The sequence below is a fragment of the Pontibacter kalidii genome, from assembly GCF_026278245.1.
Taxonomy (GTDB): Bacteria; Bacteroidota; Bacteroidia; order Cytophagales; family Hymenobacteraceae; genus Pontibacter; species Pontibacter kalidii.
Window position 1 is genome coordinate 4,825,172 of the sequence record NZ_CP111079.1, and the last position, 19,926, is coordinate 4,845,097.

Sequence of the window (19,926 nt, forward strand, 5' to 3'; positions counted from 1 at the left end):
AAGTATAGGTTTTATACTTGATGCACCGGGGCAAAGGTTTACTTGCTGCTGGTAATTACGGGCTGTTGCTTCTGCTGGTCGTTTAGCCAGAGCAAGGTGGAGTTATAGGCCATGTCGTGCACACCTATATACAGCACCAGCTTCACATTCCTGGATTTGCGGCTAAAGACTACCTCCGGGTCCGACTCGCCAAAGTATGGATCGGAGGCTTCGCCCTGTAAGTTTTCCGGTATGGCCTGCTCTTTTACAATATACTCCATGTCTTCCTTGGAGATAGTGTCGGCAGGGGCGGCTAAGATGTTGTAGGCGCGGATAGAGTGGCTGGGAGGCACCAGGAGGTCATTTATGCCGTGCGCCAGGAAGATCGATACTTCTTTGGCCTGGTGAAGTTGGGTGCTGGGGCTGCGACGCTTGCCTTCTTCCTCGGCGGGCGTTCCGGGTAGTGGTTCTCCTCCCAAAGCAGCCACGATTTGGCCGTTATACTTGCGGTGCGGATAGTATAGGTTAAAGTCGTACCACTCCGGAATGTCGAACACCGGCACCCAGGCGGCCACACCGGCCCAGATGTCGGGGTGGCGGCTGGCGGCCACCAGGGCCGTCATGGCGCCGCCCGAGGAGCCTACCAGGTACACGCGTGAGGAGTCGATGTTGGCGTGTTGCATGGCGTAGTCCACGGCGTCCACAATATCCTGGATAGCCACATCCGAGGCCATGGCCTCCGGCTGCTCAAACACGCCGCGGTAATTAGGCTGGATAAAAGCCCAGTCATACTTCTCGGCCCAGAGGGCAAACGGAATGGAAGGTACCTGCAGGTACCCGCTGCTCCAACTGTGTAGCAGCACCAGCAGCGGCTTCTTACGGCTCGACTTCGACTCGTAGAATAGGGCCGGCTCCACTTTCCCATCCATCGTAGACTTTATCCGCACCACCTCAATGTCCTTCAGGTCCTTTTTCCAGTCCTCCAGGTCCTCTTTTCCTACCTCGCCGGGGTATTGCTTGGTGGTGGTATAGCCCTCTAAGCGCTCAATGGGGGGGATGGGTTTGTCTCTGTTGCAGGCAGAAAGTATAAGGCACAGCAGCACCGGGAGCAGAAGTCTAACCGGGTGGGAGTTTATCTTCATTCTAGTTGTTTTATTCGGGCAAAGGTATGGATTGGCTATACTTCTACAAGAACTGCGTCCTGTTAAAAATGTTGCATGGCGGCAATAAAGTATAGCAGGTTGTCGGGGATAAAGATGTAAGTGAGCCGGTTAGCTTTTCAGTCCGCAACGTCTACGTCCTTATACGCTACTTCCAGCTTTGTTTTAGAGAGGATGTACTCCACGATAGCCTGATACTTCTCCTCGCCCACCTCATGGAAGTTATCGGATGTGTCCCATGTTCTGCCATCTGAGAAAATAATTTTATAATGCGGCTCCACCTCTGCCACTCCCTTAGCCGTAGTATTTTGCTGGAAGTGGGTGATGGATTCTATCTCTTGTAAAGAATACTCCTGTGGGGATAGCGAGCCAAAGTCATCAATAATGATTTTATCATCCCTTACTTCTTTGTACCAGCCAAGGCCCAGGAAGGATAAGATGACACCGGCAGTCACGCAGCCCATGCACAGAAACCGCATCGCTCGGTAGCCATCAAAACCATGCTTGCGGTTCGTGTACGCAGTGTACACCTCGTATTCCTCCTGCAGCATCAGCCGGTAAAGGAACTCCATTGGCGGGATGATCAGCCCAAACCCGAAGCAAAGACCCGGCACCAGCCAGAACGAGGCGGGAGGGTAAATGGCTAAGTCCGCCTCCCGGCTCCTGAAATATATTGCCTGCACATCGTTGCCCAGCAGGTAAAACACATAACATATGGCACTTATAAAGAAGAAAAGGGGGATGAGGGAGAAAATCTCGTAGATCTTATACTTATGCTCGTTTACCAGCAGCAGCTTGTCGTAGTCTTTTATAGGTTTGGGCCTGTGTGGAAACAATACATGCAATAGCAGGAAAATAACTGCGGTAACAATAGAGGCCAGCATAGGAAGTTAATAAGTGGCTGCAAGATAATTCCTTCCGTGTAATTTCTCCTTTCCAACTCTGATTAAATCCTGCTAACTTGCTTAAATGGCTTAGACTTTCAGGCGACTTCTTTCGTTAACGGGGCAGTAACAGTTTCCTAGTATGCAGCAGACACAGGCACAGCAGCACATCTACACAGCGGGTCCGGAAGACTTTGCCGCCCTGACGGAAGTATGGGAAGCATCGGTGCGGGCCACACATCACTTTTTATCGGAAGAGGATATCCTGTTCTATAAACCCCTGGTGCAGCATGAGTACCTGGGGCTGGTGGAGCTGCATTATGTCAGAGATGCAAAAGGACGTGTTGCAGGCTTTCTTGGCACCTTAGATGGGAAAGTGGAAATGCTGTTCATCCGCCCGGAAAGCCGTGGGCAGGGCATCGGCAAAAAGCTGCTGCAATACGCCGTGCAGGCGTTAAAGGCAACTGCTTTGGATGTGAACGAGCAGAACGAGCAGGCAGTAGGCTTTTACGAGCACTTTGGATTTCGCACCGTGGGCCGTTCGGAGGTGGATGGCACGGGCAAACCGTACCCGATCCTGCATATGCAACTCCCCCGATAATGCTGCAAGCCCAAGAAGTACAGTACATCATGAAAGACATCCTCAAAAACTATAGACGCAGGCTTCTCAACCTCGGCTCCGGCAACAGGGCGCTGGTCTTGCTGCGCCTGTACCGGGAGCTGCACCTGGATGTGGAAGCGCTGGATTTCGTGAACGGCAAGCCTGCCTTTGAGGTGCTGGAGAAGCTGCTGAGCGGCAAGAAAAAGATCCCCCTGAGCCCTTATGCCGACAGCCGCCACGCGCCTGTGGCCGCTGTGAGCCGTCGCCTGCGGTTTATCAAGCGCAAGGCCGAAATGATTTTTGAGGAGCGCGGCAGCCGGGAGTTGTACTTAGGCTGGCCCTTTGTGCATGGCAAGTTCTCGGATGGCACGGCGGTGCGGAGCCCGCTGCTGTTCTTCCCGGTGAAGCTGCAGGTAAACGCAGCGCAGGAGTGGGAGCTGCAGCCCGACGAGGCGCAGCCGCCGCAGTTTAACCAGAGCTTTCTGCTGGCTTACGCGCACTACATGGGCACGCCGCTGGCTGAGGAGCTGTTGGAGCTGGATCTGAGTACCCTGCCGCAGCACCCGCTGGAGTTCCGCACCAAAGTATACGAACTGCTGAAAGAGCAGCAGCTAAGTATAAACGCGGGCCGTGAGTTCTTTACCGATAAGCTCAAACGCTTTACAGACTATAAAAAAGCCGATTACGAGGCAGAATATAAACCGGGGCAGCTGGAGCTGGAGCAGGAGGCCGTGCTGGGCATCTTCCCGCAGGCTGCGTCTTATTTACTCACAGATTACGATGCGCTGCTGGAGCAGGGCGAGCTGCAGGAGATGGAGCAGCTGTTCGGCACGCCCGAGGCAAGTATAAACGGGAGCACGCAGGCCCAACATACCTTCACGGCCTTTGCCCTGGATGCGGCGCAGGAGGCAGCGCTGCAGGCGGTAAAGCAGGGGCAGTCGGTGGTGGTGCAGGGGCCGCCGGGCACGGGCAAATCGCAGCTTATCTGCAACCTGGTGTCTGATTTTACGGCCAGGGGCAAGAAGGTGCTGGTGGTGAGCCAGAAACGCGCCGCCCTGGATGTGGTGCATAAGCGGCTCTCGCAGCAGGGGATGGGCGCTTTCGCTGCCCTCGTGCACGACATCAACGCCGACCGCAAAGCTATTTTCAACCAGCTGCGCGAGCAGATAGACCGGCTAGACGAATACAAAAAGCAGAACCTGGCGCTCAACAGCATCTACACCGACCGCACCTTTCTGGAAGTGAGCCGCGGCATCAACAAAAACCTGGAGAAGCTACAGAACTTCAAAGCCGCCCTGTTCGACATGAGCCGCTGCGGCTGGTCGCCTAAGGAGCTGTACCTGCGCAGCAGCCTGCAGCAGCCGCACATCCCGCTCCATTCATACTTTAAAAACCTGACCGCCGAGACCGTGGCGGAGTTTCTGCCGCGTTTGCGCCAGTATTTGCAAAAAGCCATACCCTGGCAAAAGGAGGAGTTTGTGTGGAAGGAGCGCCGCAGTATGGAAACGTATACTTTCCAGGAGCGGCAGGAGCTGGAACAGGTGATTGAGGCGCTGCCAGAGGAGCACGGCAGGTTGCAGCGAAGTATAAACGAGCTGAGCGGCTATACCTTCTTGCTGAGGGAGCTACCAACCTATACTTCTGCCTTAGAGGAAATAGCCCGGCTGCAGGAGCTGTTGGCACAGGAGGAGACAGGACAGGCGCTGCAGCTCTTGCTGCAGCGGCAGGTGGAGCCAAAGGAGCTGCAAAAGCAGGTGCTGCGGCTAAAGGAGCTGTACCTGGTTTGTCCGGCTCCGGATGCGGCCGTTGCCACCGAGGACCTGGTTTCCGTGAAAGCGGCCGTGGCCAAGTATGAGGAGCAGCAAAAGCAGCTGCTGGGGCGCATTACCTGGGCCTTTGCCCCCGAGAAGCAGCTGCTGAAAAAGGCGCTGGCCAAGTATAAGCTGGAGCTGGACGAGGCAGGCGTGGGCGAACTGCAGCGGCGCCTGGTGTTGCGGCAGCAGGCCGTGGAACTTATGCAGGGCATCAACCAAAGTATAAGATCAGACCTGAAAATAACGCAGCACCCCAGCGAGGTACTGCAAAAGCTAAAGGCCGTGGAGGAGGCCCTGCAGGCACAGAAACTGCTGCGCCAGCTGCACAAAGAGCAGGTGCTGCACGAAAAGCTGTTAAGTCTGGTGCAGCTGCCGGAGCATTTGCAGCGCCTGGTGCAAAGTATAAACGAGGCTGAAACAAAGTATAACCACTGGTTGCAGTGGCTCACGGAGGGGCAGATTTCGCGGTTAACGCAGGACGCGAAGTATAAAGAGGCCTTGCTGCAGGAGCTGCCGGAGGTGTTCGAGCATTTGGTGGCCTTCGATGCGCTGCTGACGTCCTTTACCGGTCCCGAACGCAAGGTAGCCGAGCTGCTGCAGGAACAGGGTATAAAAACGGCGGAGGAGGGCGAAGCGCTCCTGCTCAACAGCCTTTACCTGGCCTGGCTGCATGAGCTGGAGGGGCAGCACCCGGAGCTGCGCATGCCCAGCAACGGCGAGCTACAGCGGCTGGAGGAAGAACTGCAATTACTCTTGCAGCAAAAGCAGGAGCTGAGCCAGGAAATCGTGCTGTCGCGGCTCCGGGAGCAGGCCTACAAGGATATCGAGGTGAACCGATTGGGCAACCCAGTCACCTACCGCCGCCTGCACGCGCAGGTGAGCAAGAAGCGCAGCCTCTACCCGCTCCGCAAACTGTTTGCCCTGTTTTCCGAAGAAATGCTGGACCTGGTGCCCTGCTGGCTGGCCTCGCCCGAAACGGTGTCGGCGGTACTGCCGCTGGAGCGGTGCTTCGACCTGGTGATTTTTGATGAGGCCTCGCAATGCTACGCCGAGACAGGCATCCCCGCCATGCTGCGCGGCAAGCAGGTGGTGGTGGCCGGTGATGCGCAGCAGCTCAAGCCTTCCGATATTTACCGCGCACGCTGGAACGGGGCAGCCGGAGAAGATGAAGTGGAGGAGCTGTCGGCAGAGTCGTTGCTGGAGCTGTGCGGTTTATACTTGCCGCAGACCATGCTCACGCAGCACTACCGTAGCCGCTACCCCGAACTGATCGAGTTTTCGAACCGCTATTTCTACAAAAACAAGCTGGAACTGATACCGGAGTTGCTGGATGCTAATGCCCGTCAGCCGGCTATCACGTTTGTGAAGGTGCATGGGCTGTGGCAGGATAACCAGAACCTGCCTGAGGCGCAGCGGGTGGTGGAGCTGGTGCTGCAGTACCTGCAGGCCGGGCAGGAGGAACTGGGCGTGATCACCTTTAACTACAACCAGCAGATGCTGGTACAGGACCTGCTGGAGGAAGCGGCCCAGGAGCAAAACATCACCATACCTGCCTCCGTGCTGGTCAAAAACATCGAAAACATTCAGGGCGATGAGAAGGAGGTGATCATCCTATCGGTGGGCTATGCGCCGGATGAGAAGGGCCGAATGGCCATGCAGTTCGGTAGCCTGAACCAGAGCGGGGGCGAGAATCGCCTGAACGTGGCCGTGACCCGCGCCAAACAGGAGGTAGTGGTAGTGAGCAGCATCCGGGCAGAGCAGCTGCAGGTGGAGCACACCACACACGCCGGACCAAAGGTGCTGAAAGATTACCTGCACTACGCGCAGCAGGTCAGCCGCCGCTATTTCGAGTATGAGCCGAAGCACGAAAGTATGCCGCCGCAGGTGCCGCTGCTCAAGGAAGTGCTGGCCCGGCAGGTGCCGTACCTGAAGCCCGAGGTGCCTTTCGCCGACCTGACCTTGGTGAAAGAGGCTGCCTACCAGGGCGTGGTCCTCACCGACGATGACCTGTACTACAGTGCCCTCTCGGTGCGCCACACGCATGCCGATATTCCGCTGCTGCTGCGCCAGCGCCACTGGCCGTACAAGCGCGTCTACAGCCGCCAGTTCTGGGAGAAACCCGAGAAAACGGCAGAAGAAGTTAGAAAGGTAAAAGTTAGAAAGTTAGAAAGTTAGGAAGTATAAGTATAGGAGGCTTTTCTGGCACAAGCCTCCGCTTGTGTCTTGCTTTGTAAAAGCAACTAATCGTATCGGGTTGCTTTTGCTTCAGCTAGTATAGATCTATATGTGGGCAAAAGCGGACGCTTGCGCCAGAAGCTGCTCACTTTATACTTTCTATACTTCCCTCCGTACAAACTCTCTAACTCCTAAACTCTCTAACTCTCAAACTCAAAATCCCCTTGCTCTATAAGATCTTCACCGCCTACATCTACCTTCAAACCCTTTTCTGCGGATGTGGGCCCGACCGGCGCAACGGTGGTTTCGAGAAGCCGGGCTTTAAGTATAAACTGGAGCGGGTAGCACAGCTGGATGGCCAGATACAGGAAAGCTCCGGGCTTGCCCATGCCTCCGACAGCTCTACCTTCTGGACTCACGGCGACAGCGGCACACCGGCAGAACTGTATCGGTTTAATTTAGAAGGCGAGCTGCAGCAAACGCTGCCGCTGGAGCTGCAGAACCGCGATTGGGAAGATCTGGCCGAGAGCGAGGAGCACCTGTTTATCGGTGACTTTGGCAACAACCAGAACAGCCGTAAAGACCTGCAGATCCACATCCTGAGCAGGCAGAATCATACTTTGGAAGGCTCCTTATACTTCTCCTTTGAGGATCAGATGGATTTCCCGCCGGACAAAAACAACCTGCACTTTGACCTGGAGGCCTTTTTCTACTACCAGGATTCGCTGTACCTCTTCACCAAAAGCCGTGGCAACAACATGCAGGTAAAGCTTTATACCTTGCTGGCGCGGCCCGGCACCTTTGTGGCGCAGCTGCAGGAGCGCCTGCCGGTCAGTGCCATGGCCACGGCTGCCGCCCTTTCGCCGGACCAGCGCCAGTTCGCCATACTTGGCTACGGCAAAGTATACTTGTTTGGGGTACAGAACGGCCACATCAACCTAAGTGGGAAACGCCACTGCCTGAAGGTGGGCAGAACGGGCCAGGCCGAAGCCATACTTTATACCTCCGATAACCAGCTCCTCCTTACCAACGAAAACGGCAAGGTATTCCGCCTGACCTTCCGGCAATAACAAGCCTGGTTTATGATCCAGGGGTAAACGATAGACAAATAACGATCTACTGTATTAAAAGCGCCGTAGTAGGAGTATAAACCCAACGAAATAAACTATGCACACAACGATATTGGTAACAGGCGCCACCGGCACGGTAGGCCGCGAGGTGGTAAAGCAGCTGTCGATGCTGGATGGCGACATTCGGGTGAGGGCCGGGGTGCACTCCATCATAAAAGGCGAAAACCTGAAGCGCCTGCCGGGAGTGGAGATCGTGGAGATGGACTTTGAAGATCCTGACTCGTTGCATGCCGCTTTCACGCACGTAGACAAGGTGTTCCTGATCACGCCATTTGCCGCAGACCAGATACAAATGGCCAAAACGCTGGTGGATGAGGCTAGAGAGGCAGGGGTGAAGCACATCGTGAAGCTCTCGGTAATAGGCGCCGATGCAGAGCCGGGGCTTGCGCTCGGGCGCTGGCACCGTGAGATCGAGAAGTACATTGAGAACAGCGGCTTCAGCTATACTTTCCTGCGGCCAACTTCTTTTATGCAGAACTACATCAACTATAATGCGGACAGCATCAAAAAAGAGGGCAGGTTCTATGGCGCTACCGGCGAAGGAAAGGTAGGCTGGGTGGATGCCCGTGACATAGCTGCTGTGGGCGTGGAAGCGCTCACCAACGATGACCACATTGGGAAAGCGTATGACATTACAGGAGGAGAGGCCCTGTCGAACTACGAAGTGGCGCAGCTGATGGGCGAGGTGACAGGCAAGCCGGTGAACTATGTTGATGTGCCGGACGAAGCCGCTAAAAAGGGGATGACGGACCACGGCGTTCCGGGCTTTATGGCCGATGCCATGATAGAAGTGTACAGGGAGTACAGAGCGGGTAAATCCAACGAAACCACTGACACTGTAGAGCGTGTGGCCGGACGCAAGCCGCACACCATGCGCCAGTTTCTGCAAGACCACAAGGAGTGTTTTGTGTAGCCTATAGAACATCGCTTTACATATAACAAGCAAAAATCCCCTCCCGAAAACTCAGGAGGGGATTTTTTATAATATTAGCTAAACAGCCGTGTTATTCATCCAGGTTACGATAGCGGTCGCTGCGGCGGGTCTGGTAGTTGCCCTGGTCTCTGTCGGAGCCGCTGCCCTGGCCGTAGCCGCGGTAGTTCTCGCGCGAGCTGGAGCCACGGTTGTCGCTGTAGTACGACGTGCCGCTATCCATGGAGCCGTAACGGCTTTGGTCTCCGCCGTAGCCGCCTTGTCCATAACCGCCTTCACCATAGCGGCCCTGGCTTGAGCTGCCGGAACCGTAGCCACCCTGGCTGCTGCTGCCGGAGCCATATCCATAGCCGCCGCTCATGCCGCTGCTGTAGTTGCTATCACCGTAGCCGCCTCTGTTAGAAGACGATCTGCCGGAAGAGCCGTAACCGCCAGAGCTTCTGCCATAGTCCTGGCCATAGTCGCTGCCTTGCGAACCATACCTGGCTGAACGGCCGGAGCTATACTCATCGTTATAAGAGCCGCCTCTGGAGCCATAGCCTCCCTGGCTGCCGTAGCCGCCCTGCATAGAGCTCTGGGAATCCCAGCCACGCTGCGAGCCACGGTCATCTCTGTCGTACTCGCTCATGCCTCTGCTGGAGCCGTAGCCCATGGAGCCGTAACGGTCTCTGTCGCCGTAGCCGCCCTGAATTCCGCCTCTGCCTTGCTGGCCGCTGCCATAGCCGCCCTGGCGACCATAGTCACTTTGCTGGCCATAGCCCATGCGCTGGCCGTAATCGCCCTGGCCGTAGCTTTGCTGATAGCCTCCTTGCTGGCCTCTGCTGCTCTGTCCCTGAGATGAACCGTAGCCACCTTGAGAGGAGCCGTAACCACCTTGGGAAGAGCCTTGGCCACCGCCGCTCATGCCTTGTGATGAGCCATAGCTACCGCCGCTCATGCCCTGACTGCCGCCATAACCACTCTGAGAGCCCTGGCCGCTGTAACCACCCTGTGAGCCGTAACGGCCCTGGCTGCCGTAGCCACCCTGGCCACTCTGCTGGTTGTATCGGCCCATGCCACCCTGGTCGTTCATCACACCATAGCCGCCCTGGAAGTCGCCTTCACGGTCTTGGTAGCCACCCTGCATGCCGCCACGGCTGCCATACATGTCGCCGGACTGATCCTGCGAACGCATGCGGTTGCCTTCCATGCCGCCTTGGTTGCCGTAGTTAGCGCCCCCCTGCGAGCCCCAGCCTCCTTGCTGCGAAGACCCGTAGCTGCCCTGTGATGAGCCGTAGCCGCCTTGAGAACCCTGGCTGCCATAGTTGCTCTGCGAGCCGTAGTCGCTCTGATAACCGTAGCCGCTCTGGCCGCCATAGTTACCTTGCTGCGACCCGTAGCCGTAACCACCCTGGCTGCCATAGCCTCCCTGGTTCTGGTTCTGATTCTGGCCTCCTCGGTTTTGGCTGCTGTCCCAATCCTGCTGTCCCTGGCCGGAGCCTTGGAAGCCCTGCGAGGATCCGCTGGTCATGGAGCCATAGTTGCCATACTCCGAAAGGTTTCTGTTACGGTCAGAGTCGGAGCTGCTGCCGGAGGCAGAAGAGTCACTGCCAGACTTGGATGAGGTCGTGCTGCCGGATTTGCCTTCCTTTTTAGAGGATGAGCCAGACTTGGCTTTCGTTGTTGATGACTTACTTGTAGAGCCGGTTGTAGTTTTGCTGCCAGTGCTGCCGCTCTTCTGGGATGAGCCGGAACTGCCCATTTGGGAAGAGTCGCTGCTGCTGCCTGATTTATTTGAAGTACTGCCTGATGACGATGAGGAAGTCGGGTTAAGGCTGCTGGATGAGCTACCCGACATGTTGGAGTTTTGCTCCGTGTTTTGATTTTTTTCAGTCTCTTTCATAGTTCTGATCTCCTTAGTTTATAGTTGACGTTTATTAAGTTTGTTGTTCCCTGTCTGCTGTACCCGGTGCCGTCGGGAGTATATTCCGGCGCCGGATTTAAGTTTCCATTACGCTCAAAGATTACGTGATACTAGCTGTTTTAGAGTGTAACAGAACGTTTTAGCTATACGAACCATACCGCACATGGTTATTGCTATCTTGGAGTATAGCCCCTAAGAACTACCAGGGCGGCACGTGCTGTGCACCATGCCCTGGAGGTGGCGGGCGGCGTGGTTTTTATACTTGCCGCAGGCAGCTTTCATACTTGGAGAAAGTATGAAAAAGGCTATAAATAAAAAGAGTGGAGGTACAGGAAAGGGAGCGGGTAAGTGCCTGATGATGTTTTTGTTATTTATTTACAGGGATCTTTGCTACTATTCCGGAAGATATACTTACCTTTGTTCATAATTATTAATTATCATTCTAATGAAGACAGGTAAAGTAAAATTCTTTAACGTATCTAAAGGTTTCGGTTTCATCGTAGAGGATGACACTAATCAAGACATCTTCGTGCATCAGACAGGCCTGATCCACGAAATCCGCGAGAACGACCGTGTTTCTTTCGAGGTTAAGGATGGCAAAAAAGGTTTGAACGCTATCAACGTAGAGAGAATCTAAGTTATAAGCTGTCAATAGCCGTTAGGCATTGTAAAAGTCTTTTACCCGCTCAGGCATCTGGGCGGGTTTTTTTATTTACAGGCCATCCCTGCCCTGTTTTTCCTGGTTGCGTTCCTCGCCTTTCTCCAAGCCCTCCTGTATCAGTTCGTTTGCCTCCTGCTTGTCCTCCTGGTCCGCGCGCGGGTGTTCCTGGGCGTATTCGCGGTGTGGCTCATAGTTCAGGGTGATGAGGATGGGGAAGTGATCGGAGCCAAATTTTTCGAGGCGGCGCAGCCCCACCAACCGGAACTGCGGGTCATAGAACACGTGGTCGAGGGGATAGCGGAAAACGGGGATATAGGCGTTATAGGTATTATAGAAGCCCCGACCCACGCGCGGGTCTATCAGCCCGCTAATCTCCTTAAACAGCTTGGTGGTTTTAGACCAGGCCACATCATTCAAATCGCCGGCTACCACGGCAGGGTAGGGTGCCTTTTTGGCCTGCTTGGCAATAATGAGCAACTCTGCCTCGCGGGTCTCTGTGTTGAGCATGAGGCGCGGCGGCTGTGGGTGCACTGTGAACAGGCAGAACTTGTCGCCGCCCGGTAGCTCCACCACCGTGTAAAATGAAGGGATGCCGTCCTCCACCAGGTACCTGATGTCACTGTCGTGCAGCTTGTTTTTGCTCCAGAGCAGCATGCCGTAGGTGTTATCCAGTGGCTTCTTGATGGAGTATGGGTATGCCTCGTCAAGCACCTTGCACACATGGTCGTGCCATTCCTGGTCCGGTTCGTTCATGATCAGCATATCTGGGTGCGCTTCTTTTACCCGCTCCAGGAACCTGTCATACTTGCGGTTCACCATCCGCACGTTCGCTATCATCATGGTAAAGGAGTTGCTGGGGTTTTCCTTCTCCGTGCGCAGCGCCTCCACTTTCATGAGCGGCGTGAAATTGATGATGTAGCGCAGTTCGTTGAGTATGGCCAGCACCCACACCAGCACCATAATCATTTCGGATGGCCCCTGGATGCCAAACATGGACACGTAGGCAACTAGAACCCCTGTTAGTAAGATGGCCACGTGCAGGCGCGGGAAATCCAGCACCCGGATCCACCAGAGCGGCGATGTGATGAGGGGCAGAAAGGAGAATAGGGTGAAGGTAAAACCAAGTATAATGAGAGCGGTTTGCATTTGGCAAGGGTATTTTAATAGCAGGTGTAACTGCATACTACTATCTGCAGCCATTGGTTGCCTGCGCTACTTTTACGTATTTCAGCCAGACCAGGTAAGATCATACTTGTTGTGCGGAAAATAAAAATGTCCCGGCGCTGCCATGCATTGGCCACCGGGACAATTTTATACTTTTGGAAGAAGTGTTCCTTATTTATCGTCTGCGTCAGTGGCTACGCGCACGCCCACCGCCAGAATGTTGGGCAGGGGGTCGCGGCGCATGTACTGGGTCAGCTTTAGCCTGTAGGTGCCCTGCTTACCGAACCTCACGTTGTCGAGGGCGAGGGCCTGCAGGTCATAGATGTCGCTGGAGCCATTGCCCAGCGGCTTGCCTGTCTTAGAGTCCATCAGCAGCACCTCGTGCAACTTGGTTGAAATCTCTGCACTGTCGGGGCCGATTAGCTGGTGGCGCAGGTACAGGTTATAGTAATCATACTTCAGGTTGTAGCGCACGTTAAAGTAGACATCGTACACCTGCGTGGTGTCCTTTACCTCAAACTCAAAGACAGGGGCATTGTCGATCTGCCAATTACCCTGGGGCAAGTCTATGTTCTGCTCATATACCCGTGCCGGGTCGCAGGCGGAGAGCAGCAGCACGAGTGCCGCTGCCCACATCCTTACTAGTTTATGCATCAGTGCGTGGTGGTTTGTTACCCTGGTCTGGTTTCTTGCCTCTGAACGGCTTGCGTGAGCGCTTCTTAGAACGCTGCTGGTCGCCATCAGCCTGTGGCTGCGCACCTGCCTCCGGAGTACTGCCGGAAGTTTCCGGCCTTTCCCGGTGCTCCCTTGGCTCACGTCGTTCCCTCGGCTCGCGGTTCTCGCGCGGCGCGACACCTTCCTGGCCCTCCCTGTTCTTATTTTTGTTACGAGGCGGGCGCTGGCGGCGTGGCCGCTGCTCCTGCTGTGCTGCGCCATCCTGCGGCTGTGCCTGCTGGCGCTCCGGTCTTTCCCGCTTTGGTTGTTGAGAAGCCTCCGTAGCTACCCCTTCAGGCTGCTGCGGTTGATCTGAGGTAGCACCTGGCTTTTTCTTCTTCTTTTTCTTCTTCTTTTTGTTCTTGAACTTGTCGTCAAGACGCTCCAGGCTTCCCTCTACCTGTGCCACAAACTCGTTCTGCACTGGCTCCTCCTCAGGCTCGGTCAGCAGCGTATCTACAGCGACACCTTTCGAGTTCAGCTCCAGTATCTCCTGCACGCGCTCTACCGGCACCGGGTACCAGTTGTTGTCGCCTTTGTAGCCGAACCACATCATGCGCTTAAAGATGTCGGTTTTCTGAAGGATAGCATCACCCTGCTGGGTCTGCAGCGGCCGGTTTACGGTCGGGATATCCTTCAGCGCATCCATGTATGTTTCCAGCTCATAGTTGAGGCAGCATTTCAGGCGCCCGCACTGGCCGCTCAGCTTGCTTGGGTTCAGCGACAGGTTCTGGTAACGCGCCGCGGTGGTGGAAACGCTCTTGAAGTCGGTGAGCCAGGTAGAGCAGCAGAGTTCGCGGCCACACGACCCGATGCCACCCAGGCGGCCGGCTTCGTGGCGCAGGCTTATCTGGCGCATCTCGATGCGGATCTTGAACTCCTCGGCCAGCTTCTTGATCAAGTCGCGGAAGTCCACGCGGTCATCGGCCGAGTAGTAAAAGGTGGCCTTGCTTCTGTCGGCCTGGTACTCCACGTCCGAGAGCTTCATCCTGAGCCCGAGCTGCTGAATAATCTCGCGGCTGCGGTACATGGTGGTGCCTTCCTGGTCGCGGGCTTCGTTAAACTTCTCCATGTCGCGCTCAGTGGCAATGCGGTAGATGCTGCGGATCTCCTCGTTGTTATCCACTTTCTTCTTGAGCATCTGCAGGCGCACGAGCTCCCCCTTCAGCGACACGAAACCGATGTGGTGGCCGTTCGGCACATCCACTACCACGGCGTCGCCGGTCGTCAAATCTAACCGGTTTATGTTTCGGAAGAAATCCTTTCGGCCCCCCTTAAATCGTATCTCGACAATGTCAAACTCCTCAAACGACGTTGGTATCTCCATGTCGCTGAGCCAGTCGAACACGTTTAAACGGTTACAGCCTCCTGTGCTGCACCCGCCGTTGCTTTTGCAGCCACCTGGTTTGGTGTCAGTGCCGCATCCGCCACTTGAACATGAACTACATCCCACAATTGTATCTCCTTTATATAGCTAGGCTAATTCTTGTTTTCAAAATCAATTATCAACAAATATACTAAATTTTTAGGCTTTTACTTTTGTGCCTCCTAAAAGTACAAGTATGGCAACAACGCTTCGTCGCCATTGGTGCCACCCCGGAAGCGGGGTAATTAAGCTATTTACGAAAAAAGGCGCACATAGCTATGCGCTGGGAAATAAAGTATAATTTTAGGGGATGCTTCGGAAGTTACTGTCTCATGCGGCAATCTATGGCCTGGCGGCGCAAATGCCGCGCATAGCCGGTGTGCTGGCCCTGCCCATCATCACCCCCTTCCTCACCACGACCGATTATGGCGTGGCCGGTGTGGTGACCGCCTATGTGACAGTGCTGGGCGTTGTGCAGTCGCTGGGGCTGAGCGTGGTGATGGTGAACGCCTACGTGAAGCACCCGACCCGGTATAAGTGGGTGTGGCGGCAGGTAGGAGGCCTGCTGTCTCTATGGACGCTGCTATTTGGGCTCATCTTTTTCGCTGTTTTATACTTTGCCATTCCCCAGGAGGCTGACGAGGACCGCTTACAGATTGCTTTGCTGTTTACAGTGCCTACCATGCTTTTCACCACAGCAGAGGTGCAGTCAAATCTGTATTACCAGCTTGCGCAGAAGCCCCTTTGGTTTGCTGTGCGGTCTGTGCTGGCAGGCATGGTAGCGGTGGGGGTAAACATCTATGCGATAGCTTACCTCAGGTTAGGTTATATGGGGTGGTTCTACGGCAACTTCTTTGGGCTGGCGCTGGCCTTTATCTTCAGTGCCTACACCACCTACTACTCCTTAAAGCTATGGCCTGTTTTCAGGGTTAACCTGAAGCAGATGAGGGAATATTTAAAGGTCTCGTTACCTGTGCTGCCTCACTATTTCGCCTCCAGCATGCTGATTACCTCTGACAGGTTGGTGCTCAGCGCGGTGAAGGTGCCTGTGCCGCAGATAGGCCTGTATAGTCTGGCTGCTATTTTTGGTTCTTACTTTAATCAGCTTTCTGTTGCCGTGTCGGAAGCAGCCAACCCCTTTTACCTGCAAATGCTCTCGCGAAACAATGAAAGGTACCGGCTGGCTGCCAGGGATCTAACTTTTGGGCTGGGGGCTGTGTTTCTAGTCGCCACCTTTACAGGAAGCATCTGGATGAAGGAGATCTTTCAGTTGCTATTACGCAATCAGCAACTCCAGGTAGCCTATCCTATTGCTGTGCTTTTGCTGATGGGGTACAATTTCAGACCGTTCTACATAGTGGTTAATAACCTGCTACTCTACCAGGAGAGAACGAACCAACTTTGGCGGATCTCAGTGGCGGCCGTTGTGGGCAATATCATCTTAAGCCTGCTATTTGTTCCTGTTTTCGGCTATAAGGCAGCTGCGTTCACCACATTTGCTGCGTTAATGTATATGGGCTACGCAGGCCTGTGGCTTAAAGAGTTCTCCCTGCGTAGTGGCGCACGCTACTACCCTTTTCGGTGGCTATCCGTGCATTTGTTGTTTACTGTTCTGGCTTACTACGGTGTAGAGTTGAGCGTAGGATGGAAACTGGCACTTACGATCTTCGTTCTAGCTGTTACGGCCCTGCTATTCTCCAAGTATAAAAGCAGGTTCTACCACGTCAGCCTGACATAACTTTTCTGTAAAGCTGCATGAGCTTCCGATGCTGTACCTTGTTATCGAAGTTTTGTTTTACATATTCCCTGCCGGCCTGTCCCATTTTGGCTCTGAGTCCAGCGTCGCGCAGCAATATATCAAGTTTAGCAGCAATCGCCTGCACATTCCCTTGAGGAACAACAAATCCGGAGACGCCATCGATTAGACCTTCTGGTAAACCACCGGCGTCGCTTACCACAACCGGCAATTCCATACTTTGCGCTTCCTGTACAGCTAAGCCCTGCGTCTCTACTTCGCCGTCTTCTGCCACTATGCCCGCCAAAACAAACACCTGTGCTCTATCATAGAAATCGAGTACCTGCTCCTGGGTGGCAGCGCCATGTAAAAAAACATGTCCTTGTAGCTGTAGCTCTCTTATCTGTTCCTCGAGTTGTTCCCGCAGTACTCCTTCTCCCACTATGTGGTAGGCAATATCAGGATATGTACTTTGGAGTACTTTAATGGCTGCTATGCTATACTCTAAGCCTTTGAATGGTACCAGTCGGGCAACCGTAACAACGGTTGGGCTGGCAGTATTGCTTGGAGACCGTTGCTTCCTGAACTTATCAGTGTCCAGGCCAACGGGTAAGACTGTGATTTTATTTGACGGGATTCCAAGTGTCTCAACAGTTTTTCTGGTGAAAACTGAGCTAACAGTGAAGGCATCGCACTGAGGGATCAAGTCCCTGTATAGGCCCTTTCGGGAGTAGTGGGTAGGCCAGGAGAGGAAATCTTTGTCGTTTACATCAAATCCATGGAAAGAAGTTATAAGCTTACCCCGCAGCAAGCCGACTTCCCGAAAGTTTACTGCCTTGATGCCATTCGGCCCGAACTGGCAGTGCACTATGTCAAAGCGCCCCTTCCCTAGGAAGGGCACGGCATCGTAGAAGAACTGAAGGTTAGCAGCATACTTGCCGTACTTAGGGAAGTTCAGTGTTCTAAGTAAGGGAGAGCAGTTAGGTAGATGTTGGAGAAGAAGATAAATTGCCTTTATCACCCGTTTGAGCAGGTTTTTTGGAATGTGTGGCCGCTCAATAGTTTTAGAAAGCAGGTCATATTCCATGAGTAAGGAATGCATAGGCATTACATCAGTTTTTCCCCAGGAAAAAATCGTTACCTCGTGACCTTCATCGAGCAGCTCTTTTAACTGATTAAGCAAGTAAGTTTCAGACTGGTAAGGGAAATGGCCAACGCAATACGCAATTTTTAGCTTCATGATTTTCAGGGGGAGAGGTGGGAGAGTTTAAACTGTAGCGCAATAACTTTTTATATTTCTCTTCCCAAAGCTACTTTTTGATAGAGTAAGGCGAGCTCCCAGCCTTTAGTATAGCCAGAAAACCTGTACTGCAGAGATTTGAGTATAAAGTATAATTTCGCGTAGGGCTTGCTTCGCATCATAGATAAGCAAGTAAATTCGTTTTGTATAATTCTCTTATTTCTCAAAGTAACCTCTTGCGGACTTTTGGTACTCCCAGAAACATAATGTATAATTTCAGGAGCCGGGGTATAGAGTATCTTGTACTCCAAATCGGCAAACTGGTAGCACCAAAGCTTATCTTCTTCATACATAAAGAACGTATCGTCTAGCTGCTGCCCAGGTAGCTTTTTGATAACGCTTTTTTTTATCATAAAGAAGGTTGCCCAAACCCAGTCTGCATAAACTTCCTTGTCATGATTGAAGTAGTCGCCTAGAAATATACTTTCCCTGGCTGCGGGAGTCATGATGCGATAAAGGCGCAGTAACTCGGCTACTAGTAGCTTTATTGATGGGAACCGTTGCGCAACGGACTGTACCTCGCCTCTGCTTGTTACTACTTTACAACTTACAGCGGCTAATGTATTCTCTGAAAACAGTCTTTTATAAGCCAGATAAACCGCATTGTTTATCAGCCTAGTATCGCTGTTTAGCAGTAATACCGCTTTGCCTTTTGCTTCTCTAAGACCGAAGTTTACACCTTTAGAGAAGCCAAGGTTAACAGAGCTCTTCAAAAGTACGATTTCAGAAAACTTGTCTTTGAATGCTTCTGCCGGGCACTCAGATGAAGCATTGTCTACAAGTATAATCTCAAAGGTTACATGTTGTGTCTTTTCATATATAGACTCAATACATCCACATGTCAGCTGGAAAGTATTGTAGTTTAAGATTATGATAGAGACATCAATCATTCAACTTTGGGCAGGTTAAGTAACTTTACTTATAAAGATAAAACAACAGGAGCATGCTTTAGGTATGCTTCTACAAAAAACTCGATATACTTCCATTTATGGCTACAGCCCTTTGCAGAAGATGATCGGTGTGAATTTAAAGGTTATACCCTGATTTATGAGCCAGCATGTTCATTCAGCATTGTAATATCGAAAGTTTTACCGTAGATGTATACCTTAACCAGAACGATTTATGATGCCAAATTTCCGCTTCTCCTTCCTAACCGCCAAAGACCTGCCGCAGCTGCGCAACACTTTCCTGGAGGCATTTGCCGACTATGTGGTGCCGGTGCAACTCTCGGAGGAGCAGCTGAAGGATAAAGTGGAGCGGGAAGGGATCGTGCCTGGCTTCAGCGTGGGCGCCTATGTGGGCGCGGAGATGGTGGGGTTTATACTTACCGGGCTGGGGGAGTGGCAGGGCAAGTCAGCCGCCTACAATGCGGGTACCGGGGTGGTGCCCATGTACAGGGGGCATAGCCTGACGCAGCAAATGTATGCTTTCCTGCTGCCAAAGCTGCGCGAGAGTGGTGTGGAGCAGTGTGTGTTGGAGGTAATCCAAGGGAACATGCCTGCCGTCAGGGCTTATAAGAAGATTGGCTTTGAGCTTACCCGTTCGCTCAGCTGTTTCCGGGCCACTAAACAGGAGCTGCTGCTGGAGGGAGAGTCACCAGAGCAGGTGACTATTTCGGGGGTTACGCTGCCCGACTGGGGAACGTATAGTAGTTTCTGGGAGGTGGGGCCAACCTGGCAGAACGACATAAATGCGATTAAGCGGAGCAAGCGGCAAGCACACACCCTGGAGGCTCGTAACATGCAACAGGAGGTGGTGGGGTATATCTCTTTCTTCCGGAAAAACGGGGCCGTGGCCCAACTGGGGGTAGCCGAAGGCTGGCGCGGCAAAGGGATCGGCACAACGCTGCTGCGCGAGGCAGTAAAGCAAGTGGAGGCTCCGGCAGTCATGTTCATCAACATAGAGGATGCTGCCCAAAGTATACTCTCTTTTATGAAAGGGCGCCATTTCAGGCTTTTGCTTAAGCAGTATGAGATGCTGATGCCGATCGTGTAAGTATAGACAGGGAAAGGGTGGCGTTGTGCTGCGGCTGGTTAAATACGTACCTTTGCAGCCTGAACTATAAAAATGACTGACGTATGAACATGGCATGGTTTTACCTGATCCTGGCAGGCATCTGTGAGATTGGCTGGGCCTTTGGCCTGAAGTATAGCGAGGGGTTCACCAAGCTTGGCGTAAGTGTGGTAACCGTTATCGTGATGATCCTGAGCTTTGTGCTGCTCGCGCAGGCCATGAAAACGCTGCCGCTGGGCACCGCCTACGCCATCTGGACGGGAATCGGCGCTGCCGGCACCGCCATACTTGGTATCCTCTTTCTAAATGAGCCCCGCGATCTTATCCGCATTTTCTGCATCCTGATGATCGTAGGGGGCGTAGTAGGGCTGAAGGTGTTCTCTGGGGCAAAGTAGG

General features: G+C 53.5%; 16 protein-coding genes. 8 read left to right on the forward strand and 8 right to left on the reverse strand.

Annotation, left to right across the window (positions count from 1 at the left end):
* Positions 1–38: 38 nt before the first annotated feature.
* Complete coding sequence (locus OH144_RS20475; protein ID WP_266204110.1) at positions 39–1,121, reverse strand: alpha/beta hydrolase family protein; 1,083 nt, start codon at positions 1,119–1,121, stop codon at positions 39–41.
* Between the two features lie 137 nt (positions 1,122–1,258).
* Complete coding sequence (locus tag OH144_RS20480) at positions 1,259–2,023, reverse strand: hypothetical protein (protein WP_266204111.1); 765 nt, start codon at positions 2,021–2,023, stop codon at positions 1,259–1,261.
* A gap of 142 nt (positions 2,024–2,165) precedes the next feature.
* Here OH144_RS20480 and OH144_RS20485 point away from each other — a divergent pair, with 142 nt between their 5' ends.
* The 4 genes from OH144_RS20485 to OH144_RS20500 all read left to right on the forward strand — a co-directional run bounded on the left by OH144_RS20485 (position 2,166) and on the right by OH144_RS20500 (position 8,656).
* Positions 2,166–2,624 carry a GNAT family N-acetyltransferase gene (locus OH144_RS20485; RefSeq protein WP_266204112.1) on the forward strand — a complete coding sequence of 153 codons (459 nt, stop codon included), beginning with the start codon at positions 2,166–2,168 and terminating at the stop codon, positions 2,622–2,624.
* Positions 2,625–2,653: 29 nt separating this feature from the next.
* Positions 2,654–6,613 carry an AAA domain-containing protein gene (locus OH144_RS20490; protein WP_266204113.1) on the forward strand — a complete coding sequence of 1,320 codons (3,960 nt, stop codon included), beginning with the start codon at positions 2,654–2,656 and terminating at the stop codon, positions 6,611–6,613.
* Between the two features lie 224 nt (positions 6,614–6,837).
* Positions 6,838–7,683 (forward strand): hypothetical protein, encoded by an 846-nt coding sequence (locus tag OH144_RS20495; protein ID WP_266204114.1) that lies wholly within the window; start codon positions 6,838–6,840, stop codon positions 7,681–7,683.
* Between the two features lie 97 nt (positions 7,684–7,780).
* The gene (locus OH144_RS20500; protein WP_266204115.1) at positions 7,781–8,656 is read left to right on the forward strand and encodes an SDR family oxidoreductase; all 876 of its coding nucleotides are present in this window, start codon (positions 7,781–7,783) and stop codon (positions 8,654–8,656) included.
* A 91-nt stretch (positions 8,657–8,747) separates the two neighbouring features.
* Here OH144_RS20500 and OH144_RS20505 read toward each other — a convergent pair whose 3' ends face one another.
* Complete coding sequence (locus OH144_RS20505) at positions 8,748–10,556, reverse strand: hypothetical protein (RefSeq protein WP_266204116.1); 1,809 nt, start codon at positions 10,554–10,556, stop codon at positions 8,748–8,750.
* A gap of 466 nt (positions 10,557–11,022) precedes the next feature.
* Here OH144_RS20505 and OH144_RS20510 point away from each other — a divergent pair, with 466 nt between their 5' ends.
* Positions 11,023–11,214 (forward strand): cold-shock protein, encoded by a 192-nt coding sequence (locus OH144_RS20510; RefSeq protein ID WP_266204117.1) that lies wholly within the window; start codon positions 11,023–11,025, stop codon positions 11,212–11,214.
* A gap of 75 nt (positions 11,215–11,289) precedes the next feature.
* Here OH144_RS20510 and OH144_RS20515 read toward each other — a convergent pair whose 3' ends face one another.
* From OH144_RS20515 to OH144_RS20525, 3 genes are all read right to left on the reverse strand, one after another.
* Complete coding sequence (locus OH144_RS20515) at positions 11,290–12,384, reverse strand: endonuclease/exonuclease/phosphatase family protein (protein WP_266204118.1); 1,095 nt, start codon at positions 12,382–12,384, stop codon at positions 11,290–11,292.
* 189 nt (positions 12,385–12,573) lie between these two features.
* Complete coding sequence (locus OH144_RS20520) at positions 12,574–13,056, reverse strand: gliding motility lipoprotein GldH (protein ID WP_266204119.1); 483 nt, start codon at positions 13,054–13,056, stop codon at positions 12,574–12,576.
* A complete protein-coding gene (locus OH144_RS20525; protein ID WP_323134753.1) occupies positions 13,049–14,464 on the reverse strand; it encodes a PSP1 domain-containing protein in 1,416 nt (471 codons plus the stop codon). The genes OH144_RS20520 and OH144_RS20525 overlap by 8 nt, the downstream gene beginning before the upstream one ends.
* Before the next feature lie 328 nt (positions 14,465–14,792).
* Between OH144_RS20525 and OH144_RS20530 the strand changes: the two genes are divergently transcribed.
* Complete coding sequence (locus OH144_RS20530) at positions 14,793–16,220, forward strand: lipopolysaccharide biosynthesis protein (RefSeq protein WP_266204120.1); 1,428 nt, start codon at positions 14,793–14,795, stop codon at positions 16,218–16,220.
* Here OH144_RS20530 and OH144_RS20535 read toward each other — a convergent pair.
* Positions 16,207–17,457 (reverse strand): glycosyltransferase, encoded by a 1,251-nt coding sequence (locus OH144_RS20535; protein ID WP_266204121.1) that lies wholly within the window; start codon positions 17,455–17,457, stop codon positions 16,207–16,209. The two genes, OH144_RS20530 and OH144_RS20535, sit on opposite strands and share 14 nt — an antisense overlap.
* 50 nt (positions 17,458–17,507) lie before the next feature.
* Entirely contained in the window at positions 17,508–18,407 is a 900-nt protein-coding gene (locus OH144_RS20540; protein ID WP_266204122.1) for a glycosyltransferase family 2 protein, read from the reverse strand.
* 232 nt (positions 18,408–18,639) lie between these two features.
* Between OH144_RS20540 and OH144_RS20545 the strand changes: the two genes are divergently transcribed.
* On the forward strand, positions 18,640–19,512 hold the full coding sequence (locus OH144_RS20545; protein ID WP_266204123.1) for a GNAT family N-acetyltransferase: 873 nt from the start codon (positions 18,640–18,642) through the stop codon (positions 19,510–19,512).
* An 83-nt stretch (positions 19,513–19,595) separates the two neighbouring features.
* Positions 19,596–19,925: a multidrug efflux SMR transporter gene (locus tag OH144_RS20550; RefSeq protein WP_323134754.1), complete on the forward strand. Its 330-nt coding sequence runs from the start codon at positions 19,596–19,598 to the stop codon at positions 19,923–19,925.
* Position 19,926 lies beyond the last annotated feature (1 nt).